Annotated in this window: 16 protein-coding genes; 3 read left to right on the forward strand and 13 right to left on the reverse strand. The window is 64.6% G+C overall.

Annotation, left to right across the window (positions count from 1 at the left end; all coding sequences use genetic code 11):
• Positions 1-110: 110 nt before the first annotated feature.
• The 7 genes from U5A52_RS33870 to rpe all read right to left on the reverse strand — a co-directional run bounded on the left by U5A52_RS33870 (position 111) and on the right by rpe (position 6578).
• Positions 111-737 carry a CYTH domain-containing protein gene (locus U5A52_RS33870; RefSeq protein ID WP_321938299.1) on the reverse strand — a complete coding sequence of 209 codons (627 nt, stop codon included), beginning with the start codon at positions 735-737 and terminating at the stop codon, positions 111-113.
• A gap of 12 nt (positions 738-749) precedes the next feature.
• On the reverse strand, positions 750-1535 hold the full coding sequence (gene trpC, locus U5A52_RS33875; RefSeq protein ID WP_321938301.1) for an indole-3-glycerol phosphate synthase TrpC: 786 nt from the start codon (positions 1533-1535) through the stop codon (positions 750-752).
• A 29-nt stretch (positions 1536-1564) separates the two neighbouring features.
• Positions 1565-2593, reverse strand: a complete 1029-nt coding sequence (gene trpD / locus U5A52_RS33880) for an anthranilate phosphoribosyltransferase (protein ID WP_321915850.1) — start codon at positions 2591-2593, stop codon at positions 1565-1567.
• Between the two features lie 16 nt (positions 2594-2609).
• A complete protein-coding gene (locus tag U5A52_RS33885; protein ID WP_069269170.1) occupies positions 2610-3185 on the reverse strand; it encodes an aminodeoxychorismate/anthranilate synthase component II in 576 nt (191 codons plus the stop codon).
• A gap of 14 nt (positions 3186-3199) precedes the next feature.
• Complete coding sequence (gene trpE, locus U5A52_RS33890; protein WP_321915849.1) at positions 3200-4693, reverse strand: anthranilate synthase component I; 1494 nt, start codon at positions 4691-4693, stop codon at positions 3200-3202.
• A 482-nt stretch (positions 4694-5175) separates the two neighbouring features.
• Positions 5176-5883: a phosphoglycolate phosphatase gene (locus U5A52_RS33895; protein ID WP_321915848.1), complete on the reverse strand. Its 708-nt coding sequence runs from the start codon at positions 5881-5883 to the stop codon at positions 5176-5178.
• Positions 5880-6578 carry a ribulose-phosphate 3-epimerase gene (gene rpe / locus U5A52_RS33900; protein ID WP_321915847.1) on the reverse strand — a complete coding sequence of 233 codons (699 nt, stop codon included), beginning with the start codon at positions 6576-6578 and terminating at the stop codon, positions 5880-5882. The genes U5A52_RS33895 and rpe overlap by 4 nt, the downstream gene beginning before the upstream one ends.
• 215 nt (positions 6579-6793) lie before the next feature.
• Between rpe and apaG the strand changes: the two genes are divergently transcribed.
• Positions 6794-7168 carry a Co2+/Mg2+ efflux protein ApaG gene (gene apaG, locus U5A52_RS33905; RefSeq protein ID WP_321915846.1) on the forward strand — a complete coding sequence of 125 codons (375 nt, stop codon included), beginning with the start codon at positions 6794-6796 and terminating at the stop codon, positions 7166-7168.
• 24 nt (positions 7169-7192) lie between these two features.
• On the opposite strand, the gene U5A52_RS33910 is transcribed toward apaG, so the two are convergent.
• The gene (locus U5A52_RS33910; RefSeq protein ID WP_165822966.1) at positions 7193-7336 is read right to left on the reverse strand and encodes a hypothetical protein; all 144 of its coding nucleotides are present in this window, start codon (positions 7334-7336) and stop codon (positions 7193-7195) included.
• On the opposite strand from U5A52_RS33910, the gene U5A52_RS33915 reads away from it, so the two are divergent.
• Positions 7302-8582 carry a murein transglycosylase A gene (locus tag U5A52_RS33915; RefSeq protein ID WP_321938302.1) on the forward strand — a complete coding sequence of 427 codons (1281 nt, stop codon included), beginning with the start codon at positions 7302-7304 and terminating at the stop codon, positions 8580-8582. The two genes, U5A52_RS33910 and U5A52_RS33915, sit on opposite strands and share 35 nt — an antisense overlap.
• A gap of 90 nt (positions 8583-8672) precedes the next feature.
• On the opposite strand, the gene paaK is transcribed toward U5A52_RS33915, so the two are convergent.
• From paaK to paaN, 5 genes are all read right to left on the reverse strand, one after another.
• The gene (gene paaK / locus U5A52_RS33920; protein WP_321915844.1) at positions 8673-9971 is read right to left on the reverse strand and encodes a phenylacetate--CoA ligase PaaK; all 1299 of its coding nucleotides are present in this window, start codon (positions 9969-9971) and stop codon (positions 8673-8675) included.
• A gap of 66 nt (positions 9972-10037) precedes the next feature.
• Entirely contained in the window at positions 10038-10505 is a 468-nt protein-coding gene (paaI, locus tag U5A52_RS33925; protein WP_321915843.1) for a hydroxyphenylacetyl-CoA thioesterase PaaI, read from the reverse strand.
• A 1-nt stretch (position 10506) separates the two neighbouring features.
• Positions 10507-11298 (reverse strand): 2-(1,2-epoxy-1,2-dihydrophenyl)acetyl-CoA isomerase PaaG, encoded by a 792-nt coding sequence (paaG, locus tag U5A52_RS33930; RefSeq protein ID WP_321915842.1) that lies wholly within the window; start codon positions 11296-11298, stop codon positions 10507-10509.
• Between the two features lie 118 nt (positions 11299-11416).
• Entirely contained in the window at positions 11417-12625 is a 1209-nt protein-coding gene (gene pcaF, locus U5A52_RS33935; RefSeq protein WP_321915841.1) for a 3-oxoadipyl-CoA thiolase, read from the reverse strand.
• A gap of 97 nt (positions 12626-12722) precedes the next feature.
• Positions 12723-14423 carry a phenylacetic acid degradation protein PaaN gene (gene paaN / locus U5A52_RS33940; RefSeq protein ID WP_321938304.1) on the reverse strand — a complete coding sequence of 567 codons (1701 nt, stop codon included), beginning with the start codon at positions 14421-14423 and terminating at the stop codon, positions 12723-12725.
• Positions 14424-14561: 138 nt separating this feature from the next.
• On the opposite strand from paaN, the gene U5A52_RS33945 reads away from it, so the two are divergent.
• Entirely contained in the window at positions 14562-15338 is a 777-nt protein-coding gene (locus tag U5A52_RS33945; protein WP_321915839.1) for an enoyl-CoA hydratase, read from the forward strand.
• The last annotated feature ends 53 nt before the right edge of the window (positions 15339-15391 follow it).

Consider the following 15391-nt stretch of genomic DNA (forward strand, 5'->3'; position numbering starts at 1 on the left):
GCGCGAGCGCGGCGGCGCGGCATTTTGCGGCTTCGGCGCTGATGATGCAACTAACAGCGCTCTTTTTTTGGGGTGTTTGCGCGGCGCTTCGAGGTTGCGCCGCGTCGTTCTCAGCCTTCGCGCAGCTTGTACCCGCGCTGGGCCTTGCTGATGTCGTCCGGCGCGAGGCCTGGCAGCGCCTTGGCAAGTTCGGCAGCAAGCGTGTGCAATGCCGCTTCGTCGCCCGCCTTCAATTCGAGCTCGATTTCGCAGATCGGCGCGCGGCGCGTTTCGCCGTTCACGTCCGCGACGATTTCGCCCTGATCGATGGCCGCTTCCACCTGTGCGCCGTCGACGTCGAGCGTCCACAGCGTGCGCGTGAAGTCGGTGCGAAAGAGCGGGATCAGGTTCGCGGCGGCATCCGAGAGCGCCGTCGACACGCCGGCCTCATCGCACTCATGCAGCAGCCGGTCGATTTCGAGCGCTTCGCCCGCCACCGGCATTTCCCACTCGTGCCGCGCGTGCAGCCCGTTTTGCGCGACACCCACGGTCTTGAACGTCTGCAGCCAGCCTTCGGGCGCGCGGCGCAGGCGCAGCGCGCTCTTTGCGCCCGCGAGTGCGAGCGCCGGCGTGTCGAAGTAGACGTTTTCGAGCCTGATGGCACGACCGGGCATACCGGCGCGCGTCTCGAACAGACGCAGCGCCGCGTCCACCTGGCCGCGCGGCAGCGCGAGCTTGATTTCGCGTTCGATACCCATCGTGCAGCGCAATCAGAAGAACATGCGGGCGAGTTCCGCGCCCGGATGTTCGGCGCGCATGAACGCTTCGCCCACGAGGAACGTGTGCACGGAGAGCGAGCGCATCTTCTCGACATCGGCGCGCGAGAGAATGCCCGACTCGGTCACGACGATTCGGTCTTCGGGCACGTCGTCGAGCATGCCGATGGTCGTATCCAGCGTGGTTTCGAACGTGCGCAGATTGCGGTTGTTGATGCCGATGAGCGGCGTCTTCAGCGTGAGCGCGTGCTTGAGTTCTTCGCGGTCATGCACCTCGACCAGCACCGCGAGACCGAGCGAATGCGCAAGCGCCTCGAGGTCGCGCATTTCGCCGGGCGGCAGCGCGGCGGCGATCAGCAGGATCGCGTCGGCGCCCATCGCGCGTGCTTCGACGATCTGGTACGGATCGACGATGAAGTCCTTGCGCAGCACCGGCAGATTGCACGCGGCGCGCGCGGCTTCGAGGTACGCCACGCTGCCCTGGAAGAACTGCACGTCGGTGAGCACGGAAAGGCAGGCTGCGCCGCCTTCGGCGTACGAGCGCGCGATTTCGGCTGGCTGGAAGTTTTCGCGCAGCACGCCTTTCGACGGACTGGCCTTCTTCACTTCGGCGATCACGGCCGCCTGGCCGTTCTCGTGCTTCGCGCGCAAGGCGCCGACGAAATCGCGCAAGTCGCGCGTGCTGGCCTGCAGACGCAGTTCTTCGAGCGGGGCGCTCTGCTCGGCGGCGCGCACTTCTTCGCGCTTGACCGCAATGATCTTGTCGAGGATGTCACTCATGATATTCGGAGGCAAAAAACGGTGCTGGATCAGCGTTTGAACTGTTGCGTGAAGCGTACCAGTTCGTCGACTTTGGCGCGCGCGCGGCCGCTGGCGAGGGTCTCACGCGCCAGCGCGATGCCTTCGGCGATCGAGTCGGCCACGTTCGCCGAGTAGAGCGCCGTGCCCGCGTTCAACGCGACGATCTCGCGCGCGGTGCCCGCTTCGTTCGAGAGCGCGCCGAGCAGCATCGCTTTCGATTCGTCGGCGTTTTCGACCTTGAGCGAACGGTTCGAGACCATCTGCATGCCGAAGTCTTCGGGGTGGATCTCGTACTCGCGAATCTGGCCGTCCTTCAACTCGCCCACGAGCGTGGCCGCACCGAGCGACACCTCGTCCATGCCGTCCTTGCCGTACACGACGCACACGTGCTTGGCGCCCAGACGCTCCATCACGCGCACCTGAATGCCGACGAGGTCCGGGTGAAACACGCCCATCAGCTGATTCGGCGCGCCGGCCGGATTCGTGAGCGGCCCGAGGATGTTGAAGATCGTGCGCACGCCCAGCTCGCGGCGCACGGCGGCGATGTTCTTCATCGCGGGATGATGATTGGGCGCGAACATGAAGCCCATGCCCGTTTCGGCGATCGATGCGGCCACCTGATCCGGCTGCAGGTCGATGTTCACGCCGAGCGCCTCGAGTACATCCGCGCTGCCCGACTTGCTCGATACGCCACGATTGCCGTGCTTGGCGACTTTTGCACCCGCCGCGGCGACGACGAACATCGAAGCCGTGGAGATATTAAAGGTGTGCGAACCATCGCCGCCCGTGCCGACGATGTCGATGAAGTTCGAGTTGTCCTTCACCTCGACGTGATTCGCGAACTCGCGCATCACGGTCGCGGCGGCGGTGATCTCGCCGATCGTTTCCTTCTTCACGCGCAGGCCGGTGATGATGGCGGCCGAAAGCACGGGCGAAAGCTCGCCGCGCATGATGAGGCGCATGAGATGGAGCATCTCGTCGTGAAAAATCTCGCGATGCTCGATCGTGCGTTGGAGCGCTTCCTGCGGGGTAATCATGTGGGTGGCCTCCGGGTTAGGCGCTCTTGGTTTGCTTCAGGAAGTTCTCGAACAGCGCGTGGCCGTGCTCCGAGAGAATCGACTCCGGATGGAACTGCACGCCTTCCACTGCAAGTTCGCGGTGACGCACGCCCATGATTTCGCCGTCGTCGGTCCACGCCGACACTTCCAGGCAGTCGGGCAGCGATTCGCGCTCGATGGCGAGCGAGTGGTAGCGCGTGACGTTGAAGTGCTTCGGCAGGTCGGCGAACACGCCTTTGCAGTCGGTTTCGATCTGGCTCACCTTGCCGTGCATGATGGTCTTCGCGCGCACGACGCGGCCGCCGAACGCCTCGCCAATCGCCTGATGACCGAGGCACACGCCGAGAATCGGCGTCTTGCCCGCGAATTCGCGCAGCACGTCGAGCGTGATGCCCGCGTGCTGCGGGTTGCTCGGTCCCGGCGAGAGGCAGATGCGCGCAGGATTGAGCTTCGCGATTTCGTCGATGGTGATTTCGTCGTTACGGTACGTATGAACGTCTTCGCCAAGCTCGCCGAAGTACTGGACGATGTTGTAGGTAAACGAATCGTAGTTGTCGATCATGAGCAACATGGTCTTTTCTCCGCTCAGAAGTCGCTGTCGAGGCCGTCCTGCACCTGCTCGGCGGCGCGCAGCACGGCGCGCGCCTTGTTCTCGGTTTCCTGCCATTCGGACTCGGGCACCGAATCCGCAACCACGCCCGCGGCGGCCTGCACATACAGATTGCCGTTGTGGATGAGGCCGGTGCGGATCGCGATGGCGAGGTCCATTTCGCCGTTGAACGAGAGATAGCCCACGGCACCACCGTACAGGCCGCGCTTCACGGGTTCGAGTTCGTCGATCAGTTCCATCGCGCGCACCTTCGGCGCACCCGAGAGCGTGCCGGCCGGGAAGGTGGCGCGCAGCACGTCGAAGTTGTTCATGCCGGGCTTGAGCTTGCCCTCCACCGAACTCACGATGTGCTGCACGTGCGAGTACTTTTCGATGATCATCTTGTCGGTCACGCTCACCGAGCCGATTTCGGCGATGCGGCCCACGTCGTTGCGCGCGAGGTCGATCAGCATGACGTGCTCGGCGATTTCCTTCGGGTCATTGAGCAATTCGGTCGCGAGTTCGGCGTCGCGCTCGGGCGTGTTGCCGCGCGGGCGAGTGCCGGCGAGCGGCCGGATCGTCACGATGCGGTCCTCGCCGCGCTTTTCCTGGCGCACGAGAATTTCCGGCGACGCGCCCACCACGTGGAATTCGCCGAAGTTGTAGTAGTACATGTACGGCGACGGGTTCAGCGAACGCAGCGCGCGGTAGAGCGAAAGCGGATTGTCGCGATACGGCTTCGTGAGGCGCTGGCCCACCTGAACCTGCATCAGTTCGCCCGCCGCGATGTATTCCTTCGCCTTGCGCACGGCGGCGAGGTAGTCGTCCTTCTTGAATTCGCGGAACGTTTCGGTGCGCACGCTCGCGCTCGTCACCGGCGGCTGCACCGTGGTGCGCAGGCGCTGCTTGAGTTCGCGCAGGCGATGCTTGGCCTTGGTGTAGGCCTCGGGCGTTTGCGGGTCGGCGTAGACGATCAGGTAGAGCTTGCCCGCGAGATTGTCGATCACGGCGACTTCTTCGGTCAGCAGCAACTGGATGTCGGGCAGGCCGAGGTCGTCGGTCGGGCAGGTGTCGGCGAGCTTTTTCTCGATGTAGCGCACCGCGTCGTAGCCGAAGTAGCCCGCGAGGCCGCCGCAGAAGCGCGGCAAGCCCGGGCGCTGCGCGACCTTGAAGCGCGCCTGGTACTTCGCGATGAATTCGAGCGGATCTTCGTGATGCGTCTCGATCACCTGGCCGTCGCGCACGACTTCCGAAACGCCGTTGCGCGTACGGATCAGCGAGCGCGCGGGCAGGCCGATGAACGAGTAGCGCCCAAAGCGCTCGCCGCCCACCACGGACTCCAGCAGGAAAGAATTGGCGCCGCCGCGCTCGGGCTGCGCGAGCTTGAGGTACAGCGAAAGCGGCGTTTCGAGATCGGCGAGCGCTTCGGCGATCAGCGGGATGCGGTTGTAGCCCTCGTTGGCGAGGGACTGAAATTCGAGTTCGGTCATGTTCCGATCCTGTTCGTGCTGCCGGTCGCGGCGGGTGCGGGCCCAGTGCGGCTCAAAACGGGGCGCGCGGTGAGCGCGAGGCGTTTGTTTTTGAGTGCTAGATGGCCGCTGGCGCTCGCTCGTGCTGCCCGATAAGCGCATTAAAGCGCCTGCCGGGCCGGCGTGCAGTACATCGACGGAAGGTGAGGCGTAGCCGCTCGCGCCTCGCGCACTTCGCCACGAACGGCGAAACAATACGCAAGGACCACGAAAGCCAACGGCGAGACCAGCCGACGGGTTACTGCAACAGTTTAGAGTCGAGACACGCGCGAGTGCGCAGCGAAGTAAAAAACGGTGCTGAAGACGAACGAATACGCAACTTCAGCGAACCTCGGGTGAGGTTAGCGCGACCAGCGACGCCAGGGCCAGGCTCCCCGGTCGATCGTGCTCAGACTCCGTTTTTTATTCAGAAACATGAGGATAGTTGACGTTCAGTTGAGAACTTAAGTCAGATCATTGTGCGCTGCGACCGCCTTGGCGGCGTCGAGCAGCGAGGCAACTATACCATCCGATTCAATTTTTTGTACAGGTTGGCCGTGGTTGTAGCCGTAGGGCACCGTGAGCGTGGCCATACCGGCCGCGCGGCCAGCAATCGCATCGTTCTCCGAATCGCCGATCGCCACCGCCGCTGCGGGCGCAACGCCCAGGCGCTCGCACGCGGTGAGCATCGGCAGCGGGTCCGGCTTCTTCTTCGCCAGGCTGTCGCCGCCGATCACCACTTCGAAGTACGCCGCGAGGCCGTATTGCTGCAAAAGCTCAACGGCGAAGCGGTGCGGCTTGTTGGTCACGCACGCGAGCTTGATGCCCTGGTCGCGCAGCGCAGCGAGGCCCGCAACGACTTCCGGGTACAGATGCGTATGGCGGCCGTTGATCTTCGCGTACTCGTCCTGGTAGAGCGCGAGCGCTTCGTCGAAGCGTGCCTCCACGTTGTCGGCCGCAAAGCGCGGCGCAAGCACGCTGCGGATCAGGTGCTCCGAGCCCTTGCCCACGTAGCCCATCACTTCCTCGCGCGTGGTTTCCTCGGCGTCGAGCTGCGCGAGCATGCCGTTCAGGCCGGCGGCGAAGTCGTCGGCGGTGTCGACCATCGTGCCGTCCAGGTCGATCAGCGCCGCTTCGATGCGCGGCGCGGTGAATCGGACAGGGGCGTTCATTTCGCGGTTGCGGCGTTGGCAACGCTTGCGAGCTGCGCGCGCATCTGATCGATCACGGCCTTGTAGTCCGGCTTGCCGAAGATCGCCGAGCCCGCCACGAAGGTGTCTGCGCCTGCCGCCGCGATTTCGGCGATGTTGTCCACCTTCACGCCGCCGTCCACTTCGAGGTGGATTTCGCGGCCCGTGCGCGCCGTGTAGGCGTCGATCTTCGCGCGGGCCTCACGCAGCTTGTTGAGCGCCTCCGGAATGAACGACTGGCCGCCGAAGCCAGGATTCACCGACATGATGAGCACGAGGTCGACCTTGTCCATCACGTGGTCGAGATAGTTCAGCGGCGTGGCCGGGTTGAACACGAGGCCCGCCTTGCAGCCGTGGTCGCGGATCAGCGAGAGCGTGCGGTCGATATGGTCCGAGCCTTCCGGGTGGAAGCTGATGAGGTTCGCGCCGGCCTTGGCGAAGTCGGGCACGATGCGATCGACCGGGCGCACCATCAGATGCACGTCGATAGGTACGTTCACGTGCGGGCGAATCGCCTCGCACACCAGCGGGCCGATAGTGAGGTTCGGCACGTAATGGTTGTCCATCACGTCGAAGTGGATCCAGTCGGCGCCGGCGGCGACGACATTGCGGACTTCCTCGCCAAGACGCGCGAAGTCGGCGGAGAGAATGCTGGGGGCGATGCGGAATTGCGTCATGGCGGCCATCGAAAAACTGTCGGAAAAACCGTATTTTACCGTCAGTAGGAGAGCCGTTCGCGGCGGCCGCCACGGGCTGCGCCGGGTTGCGGGTGCCCGTTGCATCAAGCAGAATGCCAAACCATGTGCCGCGCCTCGCGGCGCGCTCGCGAGCGCCTTGCTGCGCGGGCGTCTCAGTCAACGCACTCAGCCGCACCCGGGCGAATGGAACAAGGATGAGCCAGTACGAATTCAGCGTGACGTCGCAGGTGCGCTACCTGCCCGAAGAATCGGACCCGGAGCGCCGGCAATATGCCTTCGCGTACACGCTGACCATTCGCAATACCGGTCAGGTGAGCGCCCAGCTCATTGCACGCCACTGGGTGATCACCGACAGCGAAAATCAGGTGCAGGAAGTGAAGGGGCTCGGCGTGGTCGGCCATCAGCCGCTCTTGAAACCGGGCGAGCAGTTCGAGTACACGAGCTGGGCCGTGATCGCGACCCCGGTGGGCACCATGCGCGGCGAGTACTTCTGTGTGGCCGAGGACGCCGAGCGTTTCGAGGCGCCCGTGCCCGAGTTCGTGTTGCGCATGCCGCGCACGCTGCATTGAACCGCGGCGCGAATTCGGGGTCTGCTAGTCCTGACGCCGGTCGTCGCGCGAGGCTTGTTTCTTCCTGCCCGACGCGGTCCACACAACGATGAAAATCAGCAGGAACAGCGCAAGGAGCGCTTCCAGACCAAACATGAGCATCGGGTATTCGTCGAGCAGTTCTGACATGGCGGCATCCATCGAGAGCCAGTATTGTAGGCGTGATTTTGACGTCGATTCAGGTCGTAATGACCCGGTGATGCCGGGATTCACAAAGGCGGAATATCGCGCGGGGTCAGCGCTTCGGCGCGGGTTGGTCCGATTGGGTGGCCGGTTAGGCGGCTGGTTGGGTGCCGTTTCGCTGGCGGCCTTGCTTGCCGCATGCGGTGGCCCGAGCTACGTGCGTAACGCCCCGCCCAAGGGTGCGCCCACGCTGCCGTCACAACTCGCCGCGCAGCGTCTCACGGCGGTCGCGTGGCAGCAGGTGCCGGGCTGGCAGGACGACTCGCTGATCGGCGTGACCGCGGCGCTGCGCGCGAACTGCACGCGCCTCGCGCGCGATCCCCGCTGGCAGCGCGCGTGCTCGGCCGCCTCGCAACTCGACGACCTCGATGCATCGAGCGCTCGGGCATTCTTCGAAACGTATTTCACCCCCTATCAGTTCGCCAACACCGACGGCACGCTCGACGGCCTCGTGACCGGCTACTACGAGCCGCTGCTGCATGGTTCGCGCACGCGTCACGGCATCTACCAGACCGCGCTGTATCGCTGGCCGTCCGCCTATCGTCCGGGCGCCGCGATGCCGGCGCGCGCGCAACTCGAACGCTCGGGCGTGCTCAACGGCAACGAGCTCGTGTGGGTCGACGACCCGATCGAAGCGTTCTTCCTGCAGGTGCAGGGCTCGGGGCGCGTCGTGATGGAAGACGGCAGCGTGATGCGCGTGGGTTTTGGCGGCACCAACAACCAGCCGTACAAGTCGATTGGGCGCTGGCTGCTCGACCGCGGTGAACTCACGCCCGCGCAGGCGACCATGCAGGGCATCAAGGCGTGGGCGCGCGCGAACCCCACGCGCGTGGACGCGCTCCTCGACACCAATCCGCGCTTCGTGTTTTTCCGCGAAATGGGCGGCTCCGAGGGCGACGCGCAGGGTGGGTCGGATGGCCCGATCGGTGCGCTCGGCGTGCCGCTCACGCCGGAACGCTCGATTGCCGTCGATCCGTCTTCGATTCCGCTTGGCACGCCGGTGTTTCTGCAGACCACGCGGCCACTCACGAACACGCCGCTCAACCGGCTCGTGTTCGCGCAAGATACGGGCTCGGCAATCAAGGGCGGCGTGCGCGCCGACTACTTCTGGGGTCTTGGCGACGACGCCGGCGATCTGGCCGGCAAGATGAAGCAGGGCGGCCGAATGTGGCTACTGTTCCCGAACTCGTGAGTGCCGCAGCGTTTTCAGCGCGCACGTAGCGTGAAGCGAAAAAGCCGGCGGCAGCCGGCTTTTTCTTTTGCTACGCGTTGCGAACCGCGCTCACTTCGGCCGCTTGTCGATCACGCGCTTCGCCTTGCCGACCGAACGCTCGATGCCGTTCACCTCCAGCACGTTCACCTTGCACGTCACGCCGATCAGCGCCTTGATGTCGTAAGCGAGCGCCTTGCTTGCCGCGTCGAGCGCGCCGTAATCGGGCGCGGTTTCCGGACATGGTTCGCAGTTGAGCGCCATCACGTCCATCGGGCCTTCCTTCGTCAGGACGATCTGATAGTGCGGCGCGAGCGCCGGCTGCTTGAGCAGCAGTTCCTCGATCTGCGTGGGGAACACGTTCACGCCGCGGATGATCAGCATGTCGTCCGAGCGGCCCGTGATCTTCTCCATGCGGCGCATGGTGCGCGCCGTACCCGGCAACAGACGTGTGAGGTCGCGCGTGCGGTAACGGATGATAGGCAGCGCTTCCTTGGTGAGCGAGGTGAAGACGAGTTCGCCGAATTCGCCGTCAGGCAGCACTTCGCCCGTTTCCGGGTTGATGATCTCGGGATAGAAGTGGTCTTCCCAGATCGTCGGACCGTCCTTGGTTTCCGCACATTCCGAGGCAACGCCCGGGCCCATCACTTCCGAAAGACCGTAGATGTCGACCGCCGTGATGCCCATGCGTTCTTCGATCGCCCGGCGCATGTCGTTGGTCCACGGCTCCGCGCCGAAGATGCCGATGCGCAGCGAACTGGTGCGCGGATCGATGCCCTGGCGCTCCATTTCGTCGGCGATCGCGAGCATATAGCTCGGCGTGACCATGATGATGTCGGGACGGAAGTCCTGGATCAGCTGAACTTGCTTCTCGGTCTGACCGCCACCGAACGGAATGACCGTGAGGCCCGCGCGTTCGGCACCGTAGTGCGCGCCAAGGCCACCCGTAAAGAGTCCGTAGCCGTAGCTGATGTGTACCTTATCGCCGCGCCGTGCGCCCGCTGCGCGCACCGAACGCGCGACGAGATTCGCCCAGGTGTCGATGTCGCGCGCCGTGTAGGCAACCACGGTCGGCTTGCCCGTCGTACCCGAGGACGCATGGATACGCGAAATCTGGTCTTGCGGCACGGCGAACATGCCGAAGGGGTAGTTATCGCGCAAATCCTTCTTCGTGGTGAACGGGAAGCGCGCGAGATCGGCGAGCGACTGCACCTGCGACGGATGCACGCCTGCTTCGTCGAATTTGCGGCGATAGACCGGCGAATTCTCGTAAGCATGGTTCAGGGACCATTTCAGGCGCTCGAGCTGCAGGGCAGCAAGCTCGTCGCGGCTCGCCTTTTCGATGGATTCGAGCGGCAGCGTGGTACTCATGGGTGTCTCCTGGATCTTAAGAACTTTACTCGTGACGCGTAGGGAATCGAGAAGGGGAAACCCGCTTCACGTTGCGACTGGAATGACATTGCCGCGAATCTGCGCGGACTTGCCTCGGAAAAGCGCGACGGTTTCGCCTGCCCGGTTCGTCACGCGGATGTCGTAGACCCCGTTGCGTCCCGATAGCACCTGTTCGACGGCTTCGGCGGTCAACACCTCGTCGCGCAGGACGGGACGCAGGAACTCGATCGAGCAGCCGGCCGCTACGGTGTTGATGTTGTATGAATTGCAAGCGAAGGCGAACGCCGAATCCGCGAGCGAGAAAATCATCCCGCCGTGGCAGGTCTGATGGCCGTTCAGGAACTCGGGCCGCACGGCCATGCGCAGGCGCGCGTAACCGGCGCGCACTTCGAGGAGTTCCATGCCGAGCGCGCGGGTGCAGCCGTCGGATTCGTACATCGCTAGCGCGGCCGCGCGGGCGAGTTCGTCGGGCGACATGTCGTGCTCAGGCCGTTGCGAGACTTGCGTGGACATCTCAGCGGCCCTCGAAATGCGGTGCGCGTTTTTCGATGAAGGCCTGGACGCCTTCCGCGTAGTCGTACGACGCGCCGAGTTCGCGCTGCAGATCGCGTTCGAGATCGAGTTGCTGGTCGAGCGTGTTCGTGGCCGATGCGCGCAGCGCTTCGCGCGTGGCGACGATGGCGCGCGTAGGTTGCTGCGCGAGGCGTGCGGCGAGCGCGCCGGCCGTTTGCGCGAGTTCCGCATCGTCGGTCACTTGCCAGACGAGGCCCCAGCTCTCCGCCTTTTCCGCGCCGAGTTTTTCGCCGGTCATGGCGAGCCCGAGTGCGCGTGCCATGCCCACGCGCTTGGGCAGGAACCACGTGCCGCCGGAATCGGGCACGAGGCCGATCTTCACGAACGCCTGGATGAAGCTGGCAGAGCGTGCGGCGAGCACGAGGTCGCAGGCGAGGGCGAGATTTGCGCCAGCGCCGGCGGCGGTGCCGTTGACAGCGGCGATCACGGGCATCGGCAGCGCTTGCAGCCGCTTGATCAGCGGATTGAAATGCTCGTCGATGAGGTCGCCCAGGTCGGTCATCGCTCCCGGTGTGAAGTCGAGATCGGCGAGATCCTGGCCCGCGCAGAAGCCGCGGCCCGCGCCTGTCAGCACAAGGGCGCGCGCGCCGGCTGCGACGACTTCGTCGAGTGCTGCGGCAAGCTCTGCGTGCATGACACGCGTGAAGCTGTTGAGCTTGTCCGGACGGTTGAGCGTGATGGTGGCCACGCGGGTGGATGCGTCGATTTCGACGCGGATCGCATCGTAGGGCATCGGTTGTCTCCTGTCGGCGGGGCCTGACGCTTAAGCGCCGAGTCCCGCTCAATGCAAAGCAGTTTGCCGCCTGAGACCGCCGAATGCATCGCCCGGCGGCCGGTCGATACTGCGCGTGTTACGCCTCGATGCGTTCGATCGCGAGGGCAATGCCCTGGCCGACGCCGATGCACATCGTGCAAAGCGCGAAACGTCCATTCGTGCGCTCCAGCTGATGGAGCGCCGTTGTAACGAGCCGTGCGCCCGAGGCGCCGAGCGGGTGGCCCAGTGCAATCGCGCCCCCATTCGGGTTCACGCGCGGATCGTCGTCGGCAATGCCGAGTGCGCGCAGCACGGCGAGACCTTGCGAGGCGAATGCTTCATTGAGCTCGATCACATCGAACTGGTCCAGCGTCATGCCGAGTTGCTTGAGCAGCTTTTGCGTAGCGGGCGCGGGGCCGATGCCCATGATGCGCGGCGCGACGCCAGCGGTCGCCATGCCAAGTACGCGCGCGCGGCGACGCAGGCCATATTGCTTTGCGGCTTCCTCATTGGCGAGCAGCAGGGCGCAGGCGCCGTCGTTGACGCCCGAGGCGTTGCCCGCCGTGACGGTGCCGTCCGGCTTCACGACGCCCTTGAGTTTGGCGAGCGATTCGAGCGAAGTCTCGCGCGGGTGTTCGTCGAGCGTCACGCGAACTGGGTCACCCTTCTTTTGCGCAATCTCGACCGCTACGATTTCCTGCGCGAGCGTGCCGTCCTTCTGCGCGCGCGCTGCTTTTTGCTGGCTGCGCAGCGCGAACGCGTCCTGATCGGCGCGATTGATCTTGAATTCCTCGGCGACGTTTTCCGCTGTTTCCGGCATTGAATCGACACCGTACTGTTGCTTCATCAGCTTGTTGACGAAGCGCCAGCCAATGGTCGTGTCATAGATGGCCGCTTCACGCGAGAACGCCGAAGCAGCCTTGCCCATGACGAACGGCGCGCGCGTCATGCTTTCCACGCCGCCCGCGATCATGAGGCGCGCTTCGCCCGCCTTGATCGCGCGTGCGGCACTGCCCACGGCGTCGAGGCCCGAGCCGCACAGGCGGTTGAGCGTGCCGCCCGGAGCGTCGGTGGGCAGGCCCGCGAGCAGCGCGGCCATGCGCGCGACGTTGCGATTGTCCTCGCCGGCCTGGTTGGCGCAGCCGTAGAGCACGTCGTCGAGCGCGTTCCAGTCCACGCCGGGATTGCGCTCCACGAGTGCGCGGATGGGCACGGCGGCGAGGTCGTCCGCGCGCACGTCTTTGAGGGCGCCGCCGTAGCGGCCGAACGGGGTGCGAATCGCGTCGCAGATATAGGCTTCGGTCATCTCGGGTTCCTGGGGCGCGAGCGCAGAAGTGCACTCACGCCTTGCATGCTAGAGGGATGGGCAAGCGGGCGCTATTCGGCCGAACGGCATAGACCGTTCAGCTGGCTACCGCGGGGGCCGCTTTCGGTTCAACATGAACGCGGCTCTGAACCACACGGAAGCGGTTCGCCACGAAGGCGGCGTCGGCGAGTGCGGCGTTCGCCGCGGGGTTCGCGCCGGTGCCGTGGAAGTCCGAGAACGCAGCCGACTGGTTCACGAACACGCCGCCCGTCAGGTTGATCGAGAGCGCCACGCCGCCGGTGATGGCGGCTTCGTGAGCCGCTTCGATCACCGCGTCGTCCGTGCTGTAGACGGAGAGCGTGAGCGCGCCGTGGTCGCGAGCGGTCTCGCCGGCCAGCTTGAGCGACTGGGCGGTCGAATCCGTGGCGATCACGAACGAGATCGGGCCGAACCACTCGCGTGTGAACTGCGCGGCGTCGCGGGCTGCGTCGAGCGAAAGCACGAGCGGCGTGCGTACACGAGCGCCGGTGAACTGCGGGTGTTCCAGCGTTTGGCTGTCGGCGAGCACGGTGCCGAGCTTGCGGGCCTCGTCGATGCGAGCGGTCACACCTTCATTCTGGATCGCGCCGAGCACTTCGACGGCGCGCGCCGGGTCGGACACGAACTTCTGCACGGCGCCGGCAATTGCCTGAGCGACGGCCTCGAAGCTCACCTGGCCTTCAGCAGTGCGGATGCCGTCACGCGGCACATAGATGTTCTGCGGAGCCGTGCACATCTGGCCCGAGTAAAGCGAGAGCGAGAAGGCAATGTTGCGGGCGGCGGCCTTCAGGTCGTCCACGGAGTCGATCACGATCTGGTTCACGCCGGCCTTTTCTGTGTAGACCTGCGCCTGGTGCGCATTGCGCTCGAGCCAGTCGCCGTTTTGCGTGCTGCCCGTGAAGTCGATCAGCTTGATCTCGGGGCGCAGCGCGAGCGCTTGCACGAGCGCGCCGTCGTTGGGATCGGTGGCGAGCAGGGTCACGATGTTCGGATCGAAGCCGGCTTCACGCAGGACGTCACGCGCAATGCGCACGGTGATCGCGAGCGGCAGGATCGCGCCCGGGTGCGGCTTGACGATAACGGTGTTGCCGGTCGCGAGATCGGCAAAGAGGCCGGGGTAGCCGTTCCAGGTCGGAAACGTGCAGCAGCCAAGCACGAGGCCGGTGCCACGCGGCACGATGGTGAAGCGCTTTTGCATCGCGAGCGGCGGGTTCTTGCCCTGCGGCTTTTCCCAGTGCGCGTCGGCGGGAATGCGGCGCAACTGGTCGTATGCGTAAGCGACGGCTTCGAGCGCCCGGTCCTGAGCGTGCGGGCCGCCGGCCTGGAACGCCATCATGAACGCCTGGCCGGTCGTGTGCATCACGCTGAAGGCGATCTCGAAGCTTGCGCGATTAAGGCGCTCGAGAATTTCGAGGCTCACGCCAGCCCATGCTTGCGGGCCCGCTGCACGCCAGTTGCGCTGGGCGTTCTGGGCGGCTTCGATCAACTGATCAGGCGTCGATTTCGGATAGCGCGCGCCGAGCGCGAAACCGAACGGCGAGGCCTCGCTGCCGACAGTTTCGCCGGTCGACGGCTGGTCGAGTACGAAGGCGCGATTCAGGTGGGCCTTGAACGCGGCTTCGCCATCTGCGCTAGCGGTTTCCCCGTACACTTTGGGGCTAGGCATTTCGGCGAACGGGCTCCAGTAGCCACGGGTCTCAATGGCGGCAAGCGCTTTTTGAAGCGCGCCCTCATGCTTGGCGAACAGCGAATGTGTCATGGCTCAACGTTGGTAGAGAGGGTGGACAGGGCCCGCATCAATTAATTGACCGACCGGTTGGTTGGGCAATGTTAGCATTAGTCAAAGTTCGGCGTAAAAAATTTTTTTGGGGACTTTCTTTAGATGAAAGGAGGAGCTATGGGGTACGAAAACATCCTGGTCGAGACGCGCGGCAAGGTCGGTCTGGTCACGCTGAACCGGCCAAAGGCGCTCAATGCGCTTAACGATGCGCTCATGGACGAACTGGGCGCAGCGCTCAAGGCGTTCGACGCCGATGAGGGCGTGGGTGCGATCGTCATCACGGGTAGCGAAAAGGCGTTTGCGGCCGGCGCGGACATCGGGATGATGGCGACCTACACCTTCATGGATGTGTACAAAGGCGACTACATCACGCGCAACTGGGAGACGATCCGCTCGATTCGCAAGCCGATCATTGCGGCGGTTGCCGGCTTCGCGCTAGGTGGCGGCTGTGAGCTGGCCATGATGTGCGACATGATCTTCGCCGCCGATACGGCGAAGTTCGGTCAGCCCGAGATCAAGTTGGGCGTGATTCCTGGGGCGGGTGGTACGCAGCGTCTGCCGCGCGCGGTATCGAAAGCCAAGGCAATGGATCTGTGCCTGACCGCGCGGATGATGGGGGCGGAAGAGGCGGAGCGTGCCGGGCTTGTATCTCGAGTCATTCCGGCTGCGGATTTGCTGAATGAAACGCTCGCGGCCGCGGCGACCATCTGCGAATTCTCCCTGCCCGCCGTCATGATGGCGAAGGAGTCGGTCAACCGCGCCTACGAAACCACGCTCGCAGAGGGCGTGCATTTCGAGCGTCGCCTGTTTCATTCGCTCTTCGCAACGGAAGATCAAAAAGAAGGGATGGCGGCCTTCGTCGAAAAGCGCAAGCCCGCGTTCAAGAACAAGTAACGACGCGGCGGGATTCGACCGCTGCGAGCGGCGGTCGGAATTATTTTCCGCCA

The sequence above is a fragment of the Paraburkholderia sp. J8-2 genome, assembly GCF_905220195.1.
Classification (GTDB): Bacteria; Pseudomonadota; Gammaproteobacteria; order Burkholderiales; family Burkholderiaceae; genus Paraburkholderia.